This is a genomic window from Polynucleobacter sp. IMCC 30228 (assembly GCF_021395205.1).
In the GTDB taxonomy this organism is placed as follows: Bacteria; Pseudomonadota; Gammaproteobacteria; order Burkholderiales; family Burkholderiaceae; genus Polynucleobacter.
In genome coordinates, this window is the sequence record NZ_JAJVCS010000003.1 from 222948 (window position 1) to 236237 (window position 13290).

The window sequence follows — 13290 nt, forward strand, 5'->3', positions numbered from 1 at the left end:
GTGAGAATTCTACTTTCTGCTCAGGCCGCCGCGCGACTTCAACCTCGGTTTGCCCTAAATTTAGCTGGGACACCCCATGAAATAGTCATAGCAGATGAGTGTCGCTTAGGGACTGATTTTGACTGTGCCTTTATATCTCGTGATGTTACGGGCTTATCTACTAAATTAGAGCTTGAGCCCAATACCCAGCACTTTTATGATTTATTACTTAATGCAGTGTCATTGCAGTGGGTGCATACGCATTCTGCTGGTAGTGATCGACCCATTTTTACAGCTTTACTCAATAACAAGCGCATGATTACGACTTCGGCGGGTGTAAATGCCGCGATTGTGGCCCAGTCGGCCTTAGCTGGTATCTTAGCGCTCGCGCGGCACTTTCCAAAAATGGCTAAAAATCAGGCTCAGCGCCAGTGGCGATCTTTGATGGCGGGTACTCTTCCTGCTGATCTTGAAGGGCAGACTGCTGTCATCGTGGGCTGGGGAGCAATCGGGCAGCGAATTGCTAGATTACTGCACGCTTTTGGTGTGCATTGCGAGGTAGTGCGTTTTAATCTACCGGTTGTTGAGTCTGCGGGGCTTCAGGCGCATCCGCTGGCAGCCCTCAAGACTGTATTACCTCGAGCCAACTGGCTTATTTTGGCTTGCCCATTAAGCGTTGAAACCGAGCGCTTAATTGATGCGGCAGCTTTAAGCTGTTTGCCCCATGGTGCGTATATTATTAATATAGCGCGGGGCGAAATAATTGTTGAGGCAGATTTGCTGACTGCACTGCAGACCGGCCGCTTGGGCGGCGCTTACTTGGATGTTTTTGAGTATGAGCCATTAGGACTTGATTCGCCTTTATGGAATAGTGATAATGTGATAATCACCCCCCATTCAGCTGGTCATTCACAGGGGAATGCGCAACGGGTCGAGGACCTTTTTTTGACTAATTTAAGCCATTTTATTCAGCGACAACCCCTTATCAATTTAGTGCAATGAAATGTGTTTACTAATAGACCTTAAGCGTGGCAGTTGGTGAAACAGCTGACAAATTCTGGGCGTTTGCCGCTGGTCTCTATTCGAGATCAAGTTTCTAGCGAAGAGTGGCAAGCACGCATTGATATTGCAGCCTGTTACCGTTTATTGGCGCATTACGGTATGTCTGACATGATGGCTAATCATGTAACCTTACGCGTACCGGGCGAAGCCGATGCCTTTTTAACAAACCCTTACGGCATGATGTATGAAGAAATGACGGCCTCATGTATGTTAAAAATTAATCATGCCGGTACAGTTTTGTATACCCCCGATTTTGGCGAGCTTAATTATGGCTTTAATAAGCCGGGATATATTTTGCATAGCGCAGTTCATGTCGCACGACCTGAAATTGATTGCGTGATTCATACTCATACGCCTGCTGGTATGGCAGTCTCTGCATTGCAATGCGGTTTATTACCCCTGACACAAACAGCGATGCGGTTTCATCATATTGCTTACCATGACTATTGGGGGGTGGTATTAGATCTAGCCGAACAGGCTAGCTTGGTAGGTGATTTAGGCTCGGCCGAAGCGATGATTTTGCGCAATCATGGCTTATTAACAGTAGGCAAAACGATTGGCGAAGCTTTCAATTGGATGCATCGTCTCGAGTTATCCTGCCGCTCCCAATTGGCTGCCATGGCCTGTAATACGCCTTTCAGCCCTGTGCCTGAAACGATCATCGAGGAGACTTATCAAAATTATCAGCCAACCACCCGCCGGCCCTATGGATTAATGGAGTGGCCTGCCTTATTACGAATGCTCGAGCGGCAGGACCCCAGCTTTAGGGAATAGGGGGGCTTGGGGCAAAGTACGCTATCCTTTAGCTAATTTACAGAATTGTGGCGCAAAATTAACCATGTCGATCTATACCAAATTTGAAAAACTGACCCTCAAGGCGAAGCTTACTATTAGCTTTTCGCTCATTATTATTATGACCGCGATATTAGGCGGCTTATCGATTTATAACTATGGCATTTTGGGCCAAGATACTGAGTGGCTGTATTTACAAAGTACCTTAGGCGTTAGTTCAGCTAAAGAGGTTAAGGTAGAAGTGCTTATTATTGGTCAAGATGTGAGCCAATATTTATTAGCGCCTACTGTGCTCAATAAAGAGGACCTTGCTAAGCATCAAAGTGAAATCACAGCGAAGCTTGCTAAGCAAAAAGATCTAATTAAAAAAACGCTTACAGAGGCCAGTAAAACTATTTCACGCCCTATAGTGCAAAAAAAGTTTGACGAAGTTAATTTGTATATGGATTTGTATTTAAAGCAGGTGGATACTATTATTGCTACTTATGCTCAGTCACCCGCTAGTGCGACGAAAATTGTTTTTGGTCCAGAATATATGGCGCTAGAAAATAAAGCATTAGGGGCCTTAGATGAATTTATTAATCTCAAGTTAGTAAGCGCCAAAGGTAGATATGAAGAGGCCCAAGCGATTAAAAGTAATGTGATTTACACCACAATTGCCATCATTCTATTAACCATTGGCATCAGTATTTTTGTTGGTTACTTATTGCGTCGATCTATTATTAGCCCCCTTAATGAATTAAAAAATGCGATTAGTAATTTGGCAGAATCAAAGTTCAATAACCTTATTGGGAACTTAGATCATTCTGGCGTCATTGGTCGGATTGCTTTATCGACCCAAACTTTGCAGGCGAATTTAAAAAAAGCTTTGCAAGACATCAATGAAAACACCTTGGTAGTGAGCAGCTCTGCTGAAGAGCTAGCAGCTGTGAGCACCCAAATGAGTGCAGCTGCTGAGGAAACGGCAGCGCAAGCGTCTGAAGTTTCGAAGTCGTCTGCCCAGGTAAGTGAAAATACCCAAACGGTTGCCACTGCAATGGAGGAATTTAGTTCAAGCATTCGCGAAATTTCGATTAACACTGCTGAGGCTTCTAAGGTAGCGCATCAGGCGGTTGATACCGCTAAAAATACCAGCGTGAAAATGAACAAGCTTAGCGAAAGTAGCGTTGAGATTGGTCAAGTGCTTAAAGTTATTTCAGGTATTGCAGAGCAAACCAATTTATTAGCCTTGAACGCGACAATTGAGGCTGCTAGGGCGGGTGAATGGGGTAAAGGTTTTGCGGTGGTAGCCAACGAAGTGAAAGAGTTAGCCAAACAAACAACTAAGGCCACCAACGAAATTTCAACTTATATTGATGCTATTCAGGGTGACACCCAAGAAACTCAAGCATCAATTAAGGATATTTCAGACATCATTGCAAAAATTGATGATATTTTAAATACGATTGCAAGCGCGGTAGAAGAACAGGCTACGGTGACTAATGAAATTGTGCGCAATGTCTCTAATTCGGCTTCTGGTGTTTCGGTCATTGCAGAAACCATTAAATCTGTAGCTGAAGCATCAAAAAATACAACAATTGGTTCAGCTGATGTGCAGAAATCGTCAGTTGAACTAGCCCAAGTTGCCGCACAATTAAAGAATTTATTGGCCCGTTTTGTTTTTTAGCGCCGCTTTTTCTTGCGGGCGCGAATATTTAAAAGTTCAACTCCCAAAGAAAAGCTAATAGCTACATAAACATAACCCTTGGGAATATGGACGCCCATGCCTTCAGAGATAAGGACGACACCAACGACGGTGAGAAATGATAAGGCTAGTACTTTGATGGAGGGGTGATGCTGTACAAAATCACCAATTGGCTTGGCAGCGATGAGCATAACGGCAATGGATACTAAAACCGCTGCAATCATGATGGCCACTTCATCAACTAGGCCAACCGCGGTAATAACGCTATCAAGCGAAAAAACGATATCAAGAATACCTATTTGGAGAACCGCACCCCAAAAAACCTTTTGTTTTTGCTCTTCAGTAATTGGCGCTTGAGTTTTGTTGTGGGCGTCTGCGTCGGCCGTTTCTTTGTCTTCGACCTCTAAATAGATTTCTTTTGAGGCTTTCCAGAGCAGGAAAAAGCCACCAGCCAACAAAATAAAATCACGTCCACTTATAGCGTGACCCATAGCCGTAAAAATAGGCTCAGTCAGCCCCATCACCCAAGATAGGCTGAGCAATAATAAAACCCGCGTGAGGAGGGCAAATAAAAGCCCAAATTGGCGCACCCGGCTTTGCATTTCCAGCGGTAGGCGATTGGCGAGGACGCTAATAAAGATAATGTTATCGATGCCAAGCACTATTTCAAGGGCCGAAAGGGTTAAAAAGGCGATCCAGGCATTGGGATCTAAAAAGAGTTCGAGCATGAATTTAGGGGCAGGGCTAACTGTGGCAAAAGCTGATACTAAGCCCTTTTTGCTGTATTGACTGAAGTTGGCTTATTGCATATAGTTAGTAGGGTTTTCCCATGTAACAAAAAAAGGCGTTAATAGGTATATTTTCAGATCAAAGTAAAGGGTAGCAATGACACATGGGGGGCGGAGTATCAATAAATGGGGCAGACGAATAATGGCGACATATACCGGGGCAACGCTCTCTTTTGGTTTGTCCAGCTTAAGTGTGGCGCAAAATCAAGCGATGCCAGCCTTAAGCTCTCAGCAATTGAACCAGATTAATAATCAGCCCTTGGTGAACCCAGTACCAGAGCCAGGCAATGCGTATGGCCCGAGCTCGCGTCAAATGAACCGAGAGTCGGCAACAGACCCAAATGCAATTACCGTATTAGGGCGACCTCTTTCTGGCCCAGGATCAGAAAAACCAATTCGGTTACAACCCTCAGATGCATCGGGAGAGACTAATATTCTGAATATCCCTTTTAATTAAATTAATTGAATGCAACTACAAAGGATTACCTCATGATTCAAAAAACTATATCTAAATCGACTAAGGCGGCAGTGAAAAAAGCCCCAATGAGAAAGTCCGCCTTAAAAAAAGTAGCGACAAAAAAAACCCCAGTGCGGAAATCCACTGCGAAGAAGGTGGGCATTAAAAAGTCAACGCGCAGCACTAATCCGGCGCCAAAATTTGTAGTTCAACCGCTGGCCCCAGAATTAAGTAAAAAAGATAAAAAGAAGCGGGCTGGAAAAGTACATAAGTCGGTAACGAATCGTGAATTTAAGATTTTGATTAAACCATCTGGCCTCGATCGACGTAATCGGATTGATGAGTTAAGTACTAAGCTGATGATTTTCTGTAAAAAACAGGGCATTCACTTTACTCATCTGGATAATGCGACAACCGGCTTACGTACAGTGTATTTCTTTGATACACCCAATGAAGATTTGCGTAATCATAATTTGATTTTGCGGGTACGCGAATCACGCGAGGATGTATGGATCGATGACTGGTGCGAGGTCACCTTTAAATGCCGCGCCCGTGACCTCGGAGCCTCTTTAGTATTTAACCCAATGCCGACCGATAAAACTAAATCGCGGGCACGCTTCAAAGAAGAAATTTTAAAGGGCGACGCGATTGGGACCCAACGGCAAATTTATTCAAACAATGCAATTTTAGATGCAGTACCGGTGGATGAAATTTTTGCGCACAGTTTGGCTAGCGCCATTGCGATGTTTCCAACCTTAGGTAAGCTTGGTTTGCCAAAAAGTACCCCGATTGATGTGGTGGGTGGACTAAAAAATAAAATTTTAGAAGCTTGCTTACCATTGGGTAACTTAGTATTTGGCGCTGGGGTTCAGGCGCATTGCGAAATTGCCATTTGGATGCGCAGTGTTGGCGAACCTATTGTTGGTGAACTGGCTTTCTCTTACCATGTAAACGATCATAATCGTAAAGAAGCCAAGGCACATAAACGGGCTGATAAGTTCTTCAATGCGCTGCAAATTGAGTTCGCCAATTGGATTGAAGTGGGCTCAACGAAAACAGCATTGGTTTATGGTAAACCTGAGTGAGTAGCTCAACCGAAGAACAGACGCAAAGCCTGCAAGCGGCAGCAGTTGGGGCAGGTGAGTCGCCACCGCGACCCACGCTATTTGAGCTTTTTTGGCAGTTTATGGTGATTGGCGCAGTGAGTTTTGGCGGCGGCATTATTGCCTACGAACAAATATTACTGGTTGAAAAAAAGAAGTGGTTGAATTTGGATGATTTTATGGCCACTCTAGCAATTAGCCAGACAATGCCAGGTTTAAATTCTGTCAACATGGCAGTGTTAACGGGTGATCGCCTCAGGGGCGTATTGGGGGCAATAGCGGCGGGCTTGGGCTTAATCGTACCAGGCGCGGCATTTGTTTTAATAGTGGGTATTGCCTACATGGCAAAGCCGGATCACCCCATTGCGAACTTAATATTGGCCGGGATTGCTGCTGGTGCAACGGGTTTATTGGCGGCCATTACCTACAAGATTGGGCAAGGCCATTTACGCCATATTATTTCCTGTTTAATTATTATTACTACCTTTGTTTTAATGAGTTTTTTTAAGTTGCCATTAATTATTGTTTTGCTAATAATGGCTCCAATTGCGTTGTTTATTTATCGGCCTCGTTAAATGATTAGTATCTTAATTCAGCTGTTCATGACCTTTGGTCTACTATCTTTATTGGCAGTGGGTGGTGGTACAGCGGTGCTGCCCGAAATGCAGATTGTTTTAAATGAACAATTTCAAGTTGATCATATGAAATTTGTGGAGGTATATAGCATTGGTCAGTTAGCCCCCGGCCCAAACATGATGATGGTCATTGTATTTGGCTTTCAGCTAGCTGGTTTAGCGGGTGCCTTGACGGTGCTGCTGTCATTCTTTTTGCCTTCGAGTATTTTATGTTTGACGGTAGGGCGAATTTGGGTACGCATCGGTGAAAGCCCATGGCGTCGTGCTGTACAAAATGCGTTAGAACCGATATCAATTGGTTTAATGTGCGCGGGAGTATTCGCAGTTGCCAAGGCAGCGATTAATGGGCCAGTGAGCATTGGGCTTGCGATAGCTGTGCTTGTAATTTTACTTTTTTCTCGCACTAACCCAGTCTATTTAATTTTAGGGTCTGGCTTAGTTGGGGGCACCCTAATGTACTTTACAAGGTTTACCTAAGCAGGGAAAAAGCTTACTTAGTATGTACTAAGTAGCTTGAGCTAATTGGCATTAGTGGGTAAGACTTTATTGGGATTGAGAATATTTAGTGGATCTAGAGCAGTTTTAATAGTCGCCATGAGATCATGCGCAATGGCGCCCTTATGGGCGCGCAAATCGTGCAACTTCAGTTGCCCGATGCCGTGCTCTGCAGAAATAGAGCCACCAAATTTTTCTACCATGCCATAAATGATATCGTGCACGCTAGTTTCATTTGCCTGATTAAAGATGGCACTATCTGTCCCCACTGGGGCGGCTACGTTGTAATGCAAATTTCCATCACCAAGGTGGCCAAAGTTAATGATGCGAACTTGCGGATATTTTGCTCGTAGTACCGCATCGGTAGCGCTAATAAAATTATCTAAGGCAGAAAGTGGAATAGTAATGTCATGTTTTAGATTGGCGCCTTCTTGAGCTTGGGCTAAGGTAATGTGTTCACGCATTTGCCAAAAAGTATTGGCCTGCGCAATGGAGCTAGCAATAATTGCGTTACTAGCTATACCGAGCTCTAAGGCCTCAGCCAAAATAGACTCGACTAAATTTCGGGCATGCGCTTCACTTTCATGATCGGAAAACTCAATTAAGACCGTGAAGGGTGGATTCTCGCCTAAGGGGTTACGCATTTGGGGGAATTGTTTTTCAGTTAAAGCAAGTGACTCAGCCGTCATCATTTCAAAGCCAGTTAAGAGAGCGGTGGCCTTTTGTTTAAATAAATTCAGCAATTGAATTGTTGCGGGAATGCTGGGTGTTGCAACCAGTGAGGTCCATTGGCAAACTGGCATGGGGTATAGCTTTAAAACGGCGGCTGTAATTATGCCAAGAGTGCCTTCTGAGCCAATAAATAAGTCACGCAAGTCATAGCCCGTATTGTCTTTACGTAAGCCTCGTAGGCCATTCCATATTTTTCCTTGAGCAGTTACAACTTCAAGCCCGAGGCATAAGTCGCGGGCATTGCCATAGCGCAATACATTAGTACCGCCTGCATTGGTAGCTAAATTGCCGCCAATACAGCAGCTGCCTTCGGCGCCCAGACTGAGTGGAAAAAGTAAATCCTGTGCGGCAGCAGCTTCCTGAATGGTTTGCAAGACACATCCTGCCTCAACCGTAATAGTTTGATTATCGATATCAAGTCCGCGAATTTGATTCATCCGTTTCAGGCTTACTACCACTTGCGTGCCGCTTTGGTCTGGTGTAGCCCCGCCGCATAGGCCAGTATTCCCACCCTGTGGCACTAGGGCTATACCAAACTCAGTGCAGATCTGCACAATTTCAGCCAATTCAGGAGTATTGCTAGGCAGTAATACGGCCAATGCATTGCCAAAGTAGCGCTTACGCCAATCGCATAAAAAAGGCGCCATATCGTCAGTTGTACAAAGTATTTGGGTAGATTTTAAGCGGGCTTGAAATGCACTAAGTGCGGCGCTGGGATTCATGTTTTAAGTGGCTTCTGGCGGACTGTTAATTTATATTACTTGATATTAATACGGGTTAGCGCGGCGCTTTTTCTTCGCAGCATCTTTTAGCGGCTTCAGATAAAGTAATAGCGCTATAAAAGTTGTGGTGGCTAAAATCAATTCTAAAATTGCGACGTAGCGATTTGCACCTGTTTCTGCAATGCGCACTAATGCCTCGGCTAGGTAAATTAAAATTAACATTGAAGCGCACTGCATGATGTAGTTTTTACCTTGCCAAATACCAGGCAAGACGAGTATTAAGGGCAAAGCTTTGAGAACCAGCCACGAACCACCAGGGCGCAAGGGCGCAAGAAACCATTCCCAAGCGATGCATAAAATAATTAAATCGGCTACAGCGGCAGCAGCAATAAGCTGATACAGATTTTTTTTTTCGAGGCGGTCAAGTACGCTAAAGTGCATTGTTCAAACTCATTAGGCCCGCACCAATTGAAGAGCAGTATGGGCAAGGCGCTTGCCCTGGGCAATGGCAAGGCGTTTTTCGGCAGCGCTAATTGGTGCTTTGCCATCGGCATGAGCTACGTGACTAGCACCGTAGGGGCTACCCCCACTGGTAGTACTCATTAAATCTGTTTCGCTATAGGGCAGACCCATGACCAGCATGCCATGGTGCAATAGGGGAATCATCATGGTGAGCAGGGTTGACTCTTGACCGCCATGTAAGCTACCAGTACTGGTAAAAACACATGCGGGTTTATTGGTAAGACTGCCATTGATCCAATGGGTAGATGTGCCATCTAAAAAGTATTTTAAGGCGGCTGCCATTTGGCCAAACCGCGTAGGCGAACCGAGCGCTAAACCACTGCATTCCTGCAGGTCGCTATATTCAGCGTAAGGTGCACCATCACTTGGAATGCTGGGTTCAGTGGCTTCACAAACTGCTGAAATTGCCGGCACTGTTCGCAGTCGAGCTTTTACCCCTGGGACAGATTCAATGCCCTCAGCTATCAGCCGCGCCAAATCGCGGGTGGCGCCATAGCGCGAGTAATAGAGTACCAATATGGTTATTTCAGTCATCATCATTTTCTAGTGTAAACGGGCTTGGCCTTATGATACGGCGATGCAGATAGTTCGTAACCCCCAATTATGGCTCGCTTTAGGTCGGGAATTATGGCTGCGTAATCGCGACCATCATTTACCCCAAATTGCTGCCAGTTTAGCTTTCACCACCACCTTGGCTTTGGTACCCGTTATTACTGTGGGATCATTATTGTTGGGGTATTTGCCGATGATGGTGCGCTTGCGCCATGCTACTCAGGACTTCATCTTGCAGACCTATATGCCTGGCGGGATGAATAAACAGGTATTACTGTATTTAGATCAATTCACCAGTAAGGCCAAGGGCCTCACTTTTATCGGCTCTTTGGGGCTGTTAATCACCACTATTTTGGCGATTGCGGTTGTTGAACAGGCTTTCAATCAAATTTGGCGGGTAAAGGCTCGTCGGCCCATGCTGCGCAGGGTGGCCATCTATTCGGCTGCAACCTTTTTGGGGCCTATTTTGCTCGGCGTTGGCATTTACTTTAGCTCCTTGCTGTTAAGTGCTGCCGAGGGTTGGACTGAAACCCTCAGTACAGGCTTGCAACTATTGGCCACGGTTTTACCGATTTTTTTGGCGCTAGCGGTCTATACCGTGGTATATCGGGTCTTGCCATATGCCCCTGTCAGTTGGCGGGATGCCTTAATTGGTGGATTTTGTGCAGCGCTGGTTTTTGAACTAACTAAATTTGGCTTTGGCTTTTTCATTACGAAAACTCCCTTTTATAAAACCGTTTACGGCGCTTTTGCCATTCTGCCGCTTGCCTTAATTTGGATTTATGTCACTTGGTGGGTTACTTTAGCGGGGGCTGTTTTAGTGGCTAATTTACCCATCATTCGGGCTGGTCTTGATGTGGGTAGAGGGATTAAATTAGTCAAACCAGATGAACCTCGACAACCTACTATGCATTAGCCGTATTGCGTGAAGTCAGCCTTCGAGCTATATTGGTACCATCAAGAGGAGATAAGATGAAAGTACGCGATATTTTGCGGGTTAAGGGTAGCGCACTTTATACCGTTTCACCTGATTTGCCTTTGCAGACTGCGATCTTAGTAATGGATGAGCACGATATTGGCTCTTTAGTGGTGATGGAGTATGAAGATCTTGCTGGCATCCTCACTTTTCGCGAAGTCATTCAAGCTTTAGCAAAAAATCATGGCGCTACTGCCGACTTACACGTCCGTTCTGTGATGAATGCCGAGCCCTTAACGTGCACGATGGATACCGAGTTAGATGAAGTGCGGCGGATGATGTTGGGACAACATGCACGTTACTTACCCGTTATCGATCAAGCGGTACTAATGGGGGTCATTTCCTTTTATGACGTGGCTAAAGCCATTGTCGAATCACAAGATTTTGAAAATACCATGCTGAAGGCATATATTCGCGACTGGCCGCAAGAAGATTCTGGGGTAGCGCCAAGTTCGCCAGCTTAGAATGCCATAATAGAAGTATGTCAGGAAATACCTTAGGCCTTCTCTTTTGCGTAACCACCTTTGGCGAATCTCATGGCCCTGCCATTGGCGCAGTGGTTGATGGATGTCCGCCAGGTATGCCCTTATCAGTTGCCGATTTACAAATCGATTTAGATCGACGTAAGCCCGGTACTTCAAGGCATGTAACGCAGCGTAAGGAAGAAGATCAGGTTGAAATTATAGCCGGCGTTTTTGAAGGCAAAACCACCGGCACACCGATTTGTTTACTCATTCGTAATGCCGACCACCGTAGCCAAGATTACAGCGAAATTTTGCATACCTTTCGACCTGGACATGCCGATTATGTATACCACCATAAATATGGTTTCCGTGACCCTCGTGGTGGCGGGCGTTCTTCAGCGCGTTTAACTGCGCCCATTGTGGCTGCCGCGGGCATTGCCAAAAAATGGTTGCGCCAGCAATATGGTACGGAGATTACGGGCTACATGAGCCAGCTTGGCGATATTGCCATTCCCTATATTGATGGATCGCAAATTGAATTGAATCCTTTTTTTGCGCCGAACGCAGCCATTATTTCGCAGCTTGAAGAGCGCATGGATGCATTACGCAAAGCAGGTGACTCGTGTGGTGCGCGAATTGAGGTGCGGGCAAAAAATATTCCCGTGGGTTTAGGCGAGCCCGTATTTGATAAATTAGATGCAGATCTTGCCTATGCCATGATGGGCATTAATGCAGTTAAGGGCGTGGAAATTGGCGATGGTTTTGGGGTAGTTACGCAACACGGTAGTGAACACGGTGATGAAATGTATCCCGATGGTTTTGCTAGCAATCATGCTGGCGGTGTTTTAGGGGGTATTGCGTCCGGCCAAGAGCTTCGAGTATCGATTGCCATTAAGCCCACTTCAAGTATTTTGAGCGCAAAGCATTCAATTGATATTGAAGGCAAGCCAATTACCTTACAAACTAAGGGGCGCCATGATCCTTGCGTAGGTATTCGCGCAACTCCCATTGCTGAAGCCATGATGGCCTTAGTTTTAATGGATCATGCTTTACGTCATCGCGCTCAATGCGGCGATGTGGTGCTTGACGTAGCGCCGATTGCTGCCGCACGGCCAGGCTCAAGCAAAGCCAACTAAATGGTTTGTCGATGACACCTTTTGTACGCGGGGCCTTTGGGGCCCTGTTCTTTTTATATTTTGCGTATATTGGTTTAGTTACCCCGTTTGCCAGTTTATATTTTGCAAAGCTGGGGTTTAGTGCCCTGGAAATTGCTAGCTTAATGTCGATGATGCAAATCACCCGCATCTTAGGACCATTTTCTTGGGGTTGGCTGGCCGATTTTTTTGGTGAACGGATCGGCATCATGCGCTTCTGTGCAGCTTTAGCCGCGCTGATCTTTTTATTTATTTTTTTTCTACCTAATTACTTCGCATTTTTAGTATGGATGTTTGTGGTGCATACGATTCTGAGTGCGCTCATGCCTTTAGGTGAATCAGCGACGATTCATGCATTGCATCGCGATAATTCGTTTGATCAGCGCTATGGTCGTTTGCGCCTATGGGGCTCAATTGGTTTTATTGCTATGGGCTTATTTGCGGGAGAATTATTTCAACAACGCGGCATTGAATTATTTCCATGGGTAGGTGCCACCGTGTTGTTTGCCTTAGCGTGCAATACCTGGTTCTTATATGAGCCCAAATTAGAGCGCCATCAAATGCAAAAGGGTGAGCTTTTACAGGTCTTAAAGCAAGGTCCTGTACAGTGGTTTTTAGCAGCAGCTTTTTGGATGATTTTTGGCCATGCAGCCTTATATGTTTTTTACTCCTTATATCTATTTGATTTAGGTTATAACAAATTTCAGATCGGTTTATTTTGGACGCTAGGAGTAGCTGCCGAAGTTGTATTTTTTTATTATCAAAGTCAGTTTATGAGTCGCTTTGAGTCAAAACGCATTTTGCAATGGAGTTTTGCGCTTGGCGTCGTGCGTTTTTTATTGATCGCCTATGTGGTGGTGACACCCGTGTTGATTTTTGCCCAGTTGCTGCATGGTGCCACTTTCGGTGCGCATCATAGCGCCACTACGAAATTATCTCAACGTTGGTTTAGGGGCCCATTACAGGCTCGCGGGCAGGCTTTAATTATTATGATTGCGTACGGCTTTGGCGGATCTTTAGGCGGGTTGTGTGCTGGTTGGATTTGGGAATCATTGGGACCAAATCAAGTATTTGCTATGGCAGCACTGGCTTGCCTCTTAGCTTTTATAGCGATTTATTTTGTGCCAAATGACGCGCGTACATTAGAGCAGAAAAGCTAAGACGTTTTGCTAG

General features: G+C 45.3%; 15 protein-coding genes. 11 read left to right on the forward strand and 4 right to left on the reverse strand.

Features of this window, described 5'->3' with window-relative positions; all coding sequences use genetic code 11:
• The 3 genes from LZT21_RS06875 to LZT21_RS06885 all read left to right on the forward strand — a co-directional run bounded on the left by LZT21_RS06875 (nt 1) and on the right by LZT21_RS06885 (nt 3499).
• Nucleotides 1–981 carry a D-2-hydroxyacid dehydrogenase gene (locus tag LZT21_RS06875; protein ID WP_233923532.1) on the forward strand — a complete coding sequence of 327 codons (981 nt, stop codon included), beginning with the start codon at nt 1–3 and terminating at the stop codon, nt 979–981.
• Between the two features lie 45 nt (nt 982–1026).
• A complete protein-coding gene (locus tag LZT21_RS06880) occupies nt 1027–1815 on the forward strand; it encodes a class II aldolase/adducin family protein (RefSeq protein ID WP_233990089.1) in 789 nt (262 codons plus the stop codon).
• A gap of 64 nt (nt 1816–1879) precedes the next feature.
• Complete coding sequence (locus LZT21_RS06885; RefSeq protein WP_233989969.1) at nt 1880–3499, forward strand: methyl-accepting chemotaxis protein; 1620 nt, start codon at nt 1880–1882, stop codon at nt 3497–3499.
• Here LZT21_RS06885 and LZT21_RS06890 read toward each other — a convergent pair.
• Entirely contained in the window at nt 3496–4245 is a 750-nt protein-coding gene (locus tag LZT21_RS06890; protein ID WP_233989970.1) for a TerC family protein, read from the reverse strand. The genes LZT21_RS06885 and LZT21_RS06890 overlap by 4 nt on opposite strands.
• A gap of 202 nt (nt 4246–4447) precedes the next feature.
• Here LZT21_RS06890 and LZT21_RS06895 point away from each other — a divergent pair, with 202 nt between their 5' ends.
• From LZT21_RS06895 to LZT21_RS06910, 4 genes are read left to right on the forward strand one after another with little or no spacing between them, the layout of a single operon-like run.
• Nucleotides 4448–4762 carry a hypothetical protein gene (locus LZT21_RS06895; protein WP_233989972.1) on the forward strand — a complete coding sequence of 105 codons (315 nt, stop codon included), beginning with the start codon at nt 4448–4450 and terminating at the stop codon, nt 4760–4762.
• A 32-nt stretch (nt 4763–4794) separates the two neighbouring features.
• Complete coding sequence (locus LZT21_RS06900; protein ID WP_233989974.1) at nt 4795–5847, forward strand: hypothetical protein; 1053 nt, start codon at nt 4795–4797, stop codon at nt 5845–5847.
• Nucleotides 5844–6440, forward strand: a complete 597-nt coding sequence (locus LZT21_RS06905; RefSeq protein WP_233989976.1) for a chromate transporter — start codon at nt 5844–5846, stop codon at nt 6438–6440. The genes LZT21_RS06900 and LZT21_RS06905 overlap by 4 nt, the downstream gene beginning before the upstream one ends.
• Nucleotides 6441–6977: a chromate transporter gene (locus LZT21_RS06910; RefSeq protein ID WP_233989978.1), complete on the forward strand. Its 537-nt coding sequence runs from the start codon at nt 6441–6443 to the stop codon at nt 6975–6977. It abuts the gene before it with no gap.
• 41 nt (nt 6978–7018) lie between these two features.
• Here the strand turns inward: LZT21_RS06910 and LZT21_RS06915 are convergent, their stop codons facing one another.
• From LZT21_RS06915 to wrbA, 3 genes are read right to left on the reverse strand one after another with little or no spacing between them, the layout of a single operon-like run.
• On the reverse strand, nt 7019–8449 hold the full coding sequence (locus LZT21_RS06915) for an FAD-binding oxidoreductase (protein ID WP_233989981.1): 1431 nt from the start codon (nt 8447–8449) through the stop codon (nt 7019–7021).
• A gap of 45 nt (nt 8450–8494) precedes the next feature.
• Nucleotides 8495–8890 (reverse strand): DUF2069 domain-containing protein, encoded by a 396-nt coding sequence (locus LZT21_RS06920; protein ID WP_233989983.1) that lies wholly within the window; start codon nt 8888–8890, stop codon nt 8495–8497.
• A 12-nt stretch (nt 8891–8902) separates the two neighbouring features.
• Nucleotides 8903–9505, reverse strand: coding sequence for an NAD(P)H:quinone oxidoreductase (gene wrbA, locus LZT21_RS06925; RefSeq protein ID WP_233923523.1), 603 nt, complete (start codon nt 9503–9505; stop codon nt 8903–8905).
• A 43-nt stretch (nt 9506–9548) separates the two neighbouring features.
• Here wrbA and LZT21_RS06930 point away from each other — a divergent pair, with 43 nt between their 5' ends.
• From LZT21_RS06930 to LZT21_RS06945, 4 genes are read left to right on the forward strand one after another with little or no spacing between them, the layout of a single operon-like run.
• A complete protein-coding gene (locus LZT21_RS06930) occupies nt 9549–10439 on the forward strand; it encodes a YihY family inner membrane protein (RefSeq protein WP_233937109.1) in 891 nt (296 codons plus the stop codon).
• A gap of 56 nt (nt 10440–10495) precedes the next feature.
• Nucleotides 10496–10963 carry a CBS domain-containing protein gene (locus LZT21_RS06935; RefSeq protein WP_233989985.1) on the forward strand — a complete coding sequence of 156 codons (468 nt, stop codon included), beginning with the start codon at nt 10496–10498 and terminating at the stop codon, nt 10961–10963.
• A gap of 17 nt (nt 10964–10980) precedes the next feature.
• Nucleotides 10981–12099, forward strand: coding sequence for a chorismate synthase (gene aroC, locus LZT21_RS06940; protein WP_233989987.1), 1119 nt, complete (start codon nt 10981–10983; stop codon nt 12097–12099).
• 11 nt (nt 12100–12110) lie between these two features.
• Complete coding sequence (locus tag LZT21_RS06945; RefSeq protein WP_233989989.1) at nt 12111–13277, forward strand: MFS transporter; 1167 nt, start codon at nt 12111–12113, stop codon at nt 13275–13277.
• The last annotated feature ends 13 nt before the right edge of the window (nt 13278–13290 follow it).

Coding starts and splice junctions, on each gene's coding strand:
- LZT21_RS06935 (WP_233989985.1), top strand. CDS start 10,496: ATGAAAGTACGCGATATTTTGCGGGTTAAGGGTAGCGCACTTTATACC.
- LZT21_RS06910 (WP_233989978.1), top strand. CDS start 6,441: ATGATTAGTATCTTAATTCAGCTGTTCATGACCTTTGGTCTACTATCT.
- LZT21_RS06895 (WP_233989972.1), top strand. CDS start 4,448: ATGGCGACATATACCGGGGCAACGCTCTCTTTTGGTTTGTCCAGCTTA.
- LZT21_RS06915 (WP_233989981.1), bottom strand. CDS start 8,449: ATGAATCCCAGCGCCGCACTTAGTGCATTTCAAGCCCGCTTAAAATCT.
- LZT21_RS06885 (WP_233989969.1), top strand. CDS start 1,880: ATGTCGATCTATACCAAATTTGAAAAACTGACCCTCAAGGCGAAGCTT.
- LZT21_RS06945 (WP_233989989.1), top strand. CDS start 12,111: ATGACACCTTTTGTACGCGGGGCCTTTGGGGCCCTGTTCTTTTTATAT.
- LZT21_RS06900 (WP_233989974.1), top strand. CDS start 4,795: ATGATTCAAAAAACTATATCTAAATCGACTAAGGCGGCAGTGAAAAAA.
- aroC (WP_233989987.1), top strand. CDS start 10,981: ATGTCAGGAAATACCTTAGGCCTTCTCTTTTGCGTAACCACCTTTGGC.
- LZT21_RS06890 (WP_233989970.1), bottom strand. CDS start 4,245: ATGCTCGAACTCTTTTTAGATCCCAATGCCTGGATCGCCTTTTTAACC.
- LZT21_RS06930 (WP_233937109.1), top strand. CDS start 9,549: ATGCAGATAGTTCGTAACCCCCAATTATGGCTCGCTTTAGGTCGGGAA.
- LZT21_RS06920 (WP_233989983.1), bottom strand. CDS start 8,890: ATGCACTTTAGCGTACTTGACCGCCTCGAAAAAAAAAATCTGTATCAG.
- wrbA (WP_233923523.1), bottom strand. CDS start 9,505: ATGACTGAAATAACCATATTGGTACTCTATTACTCGCGCTATGGCGCC.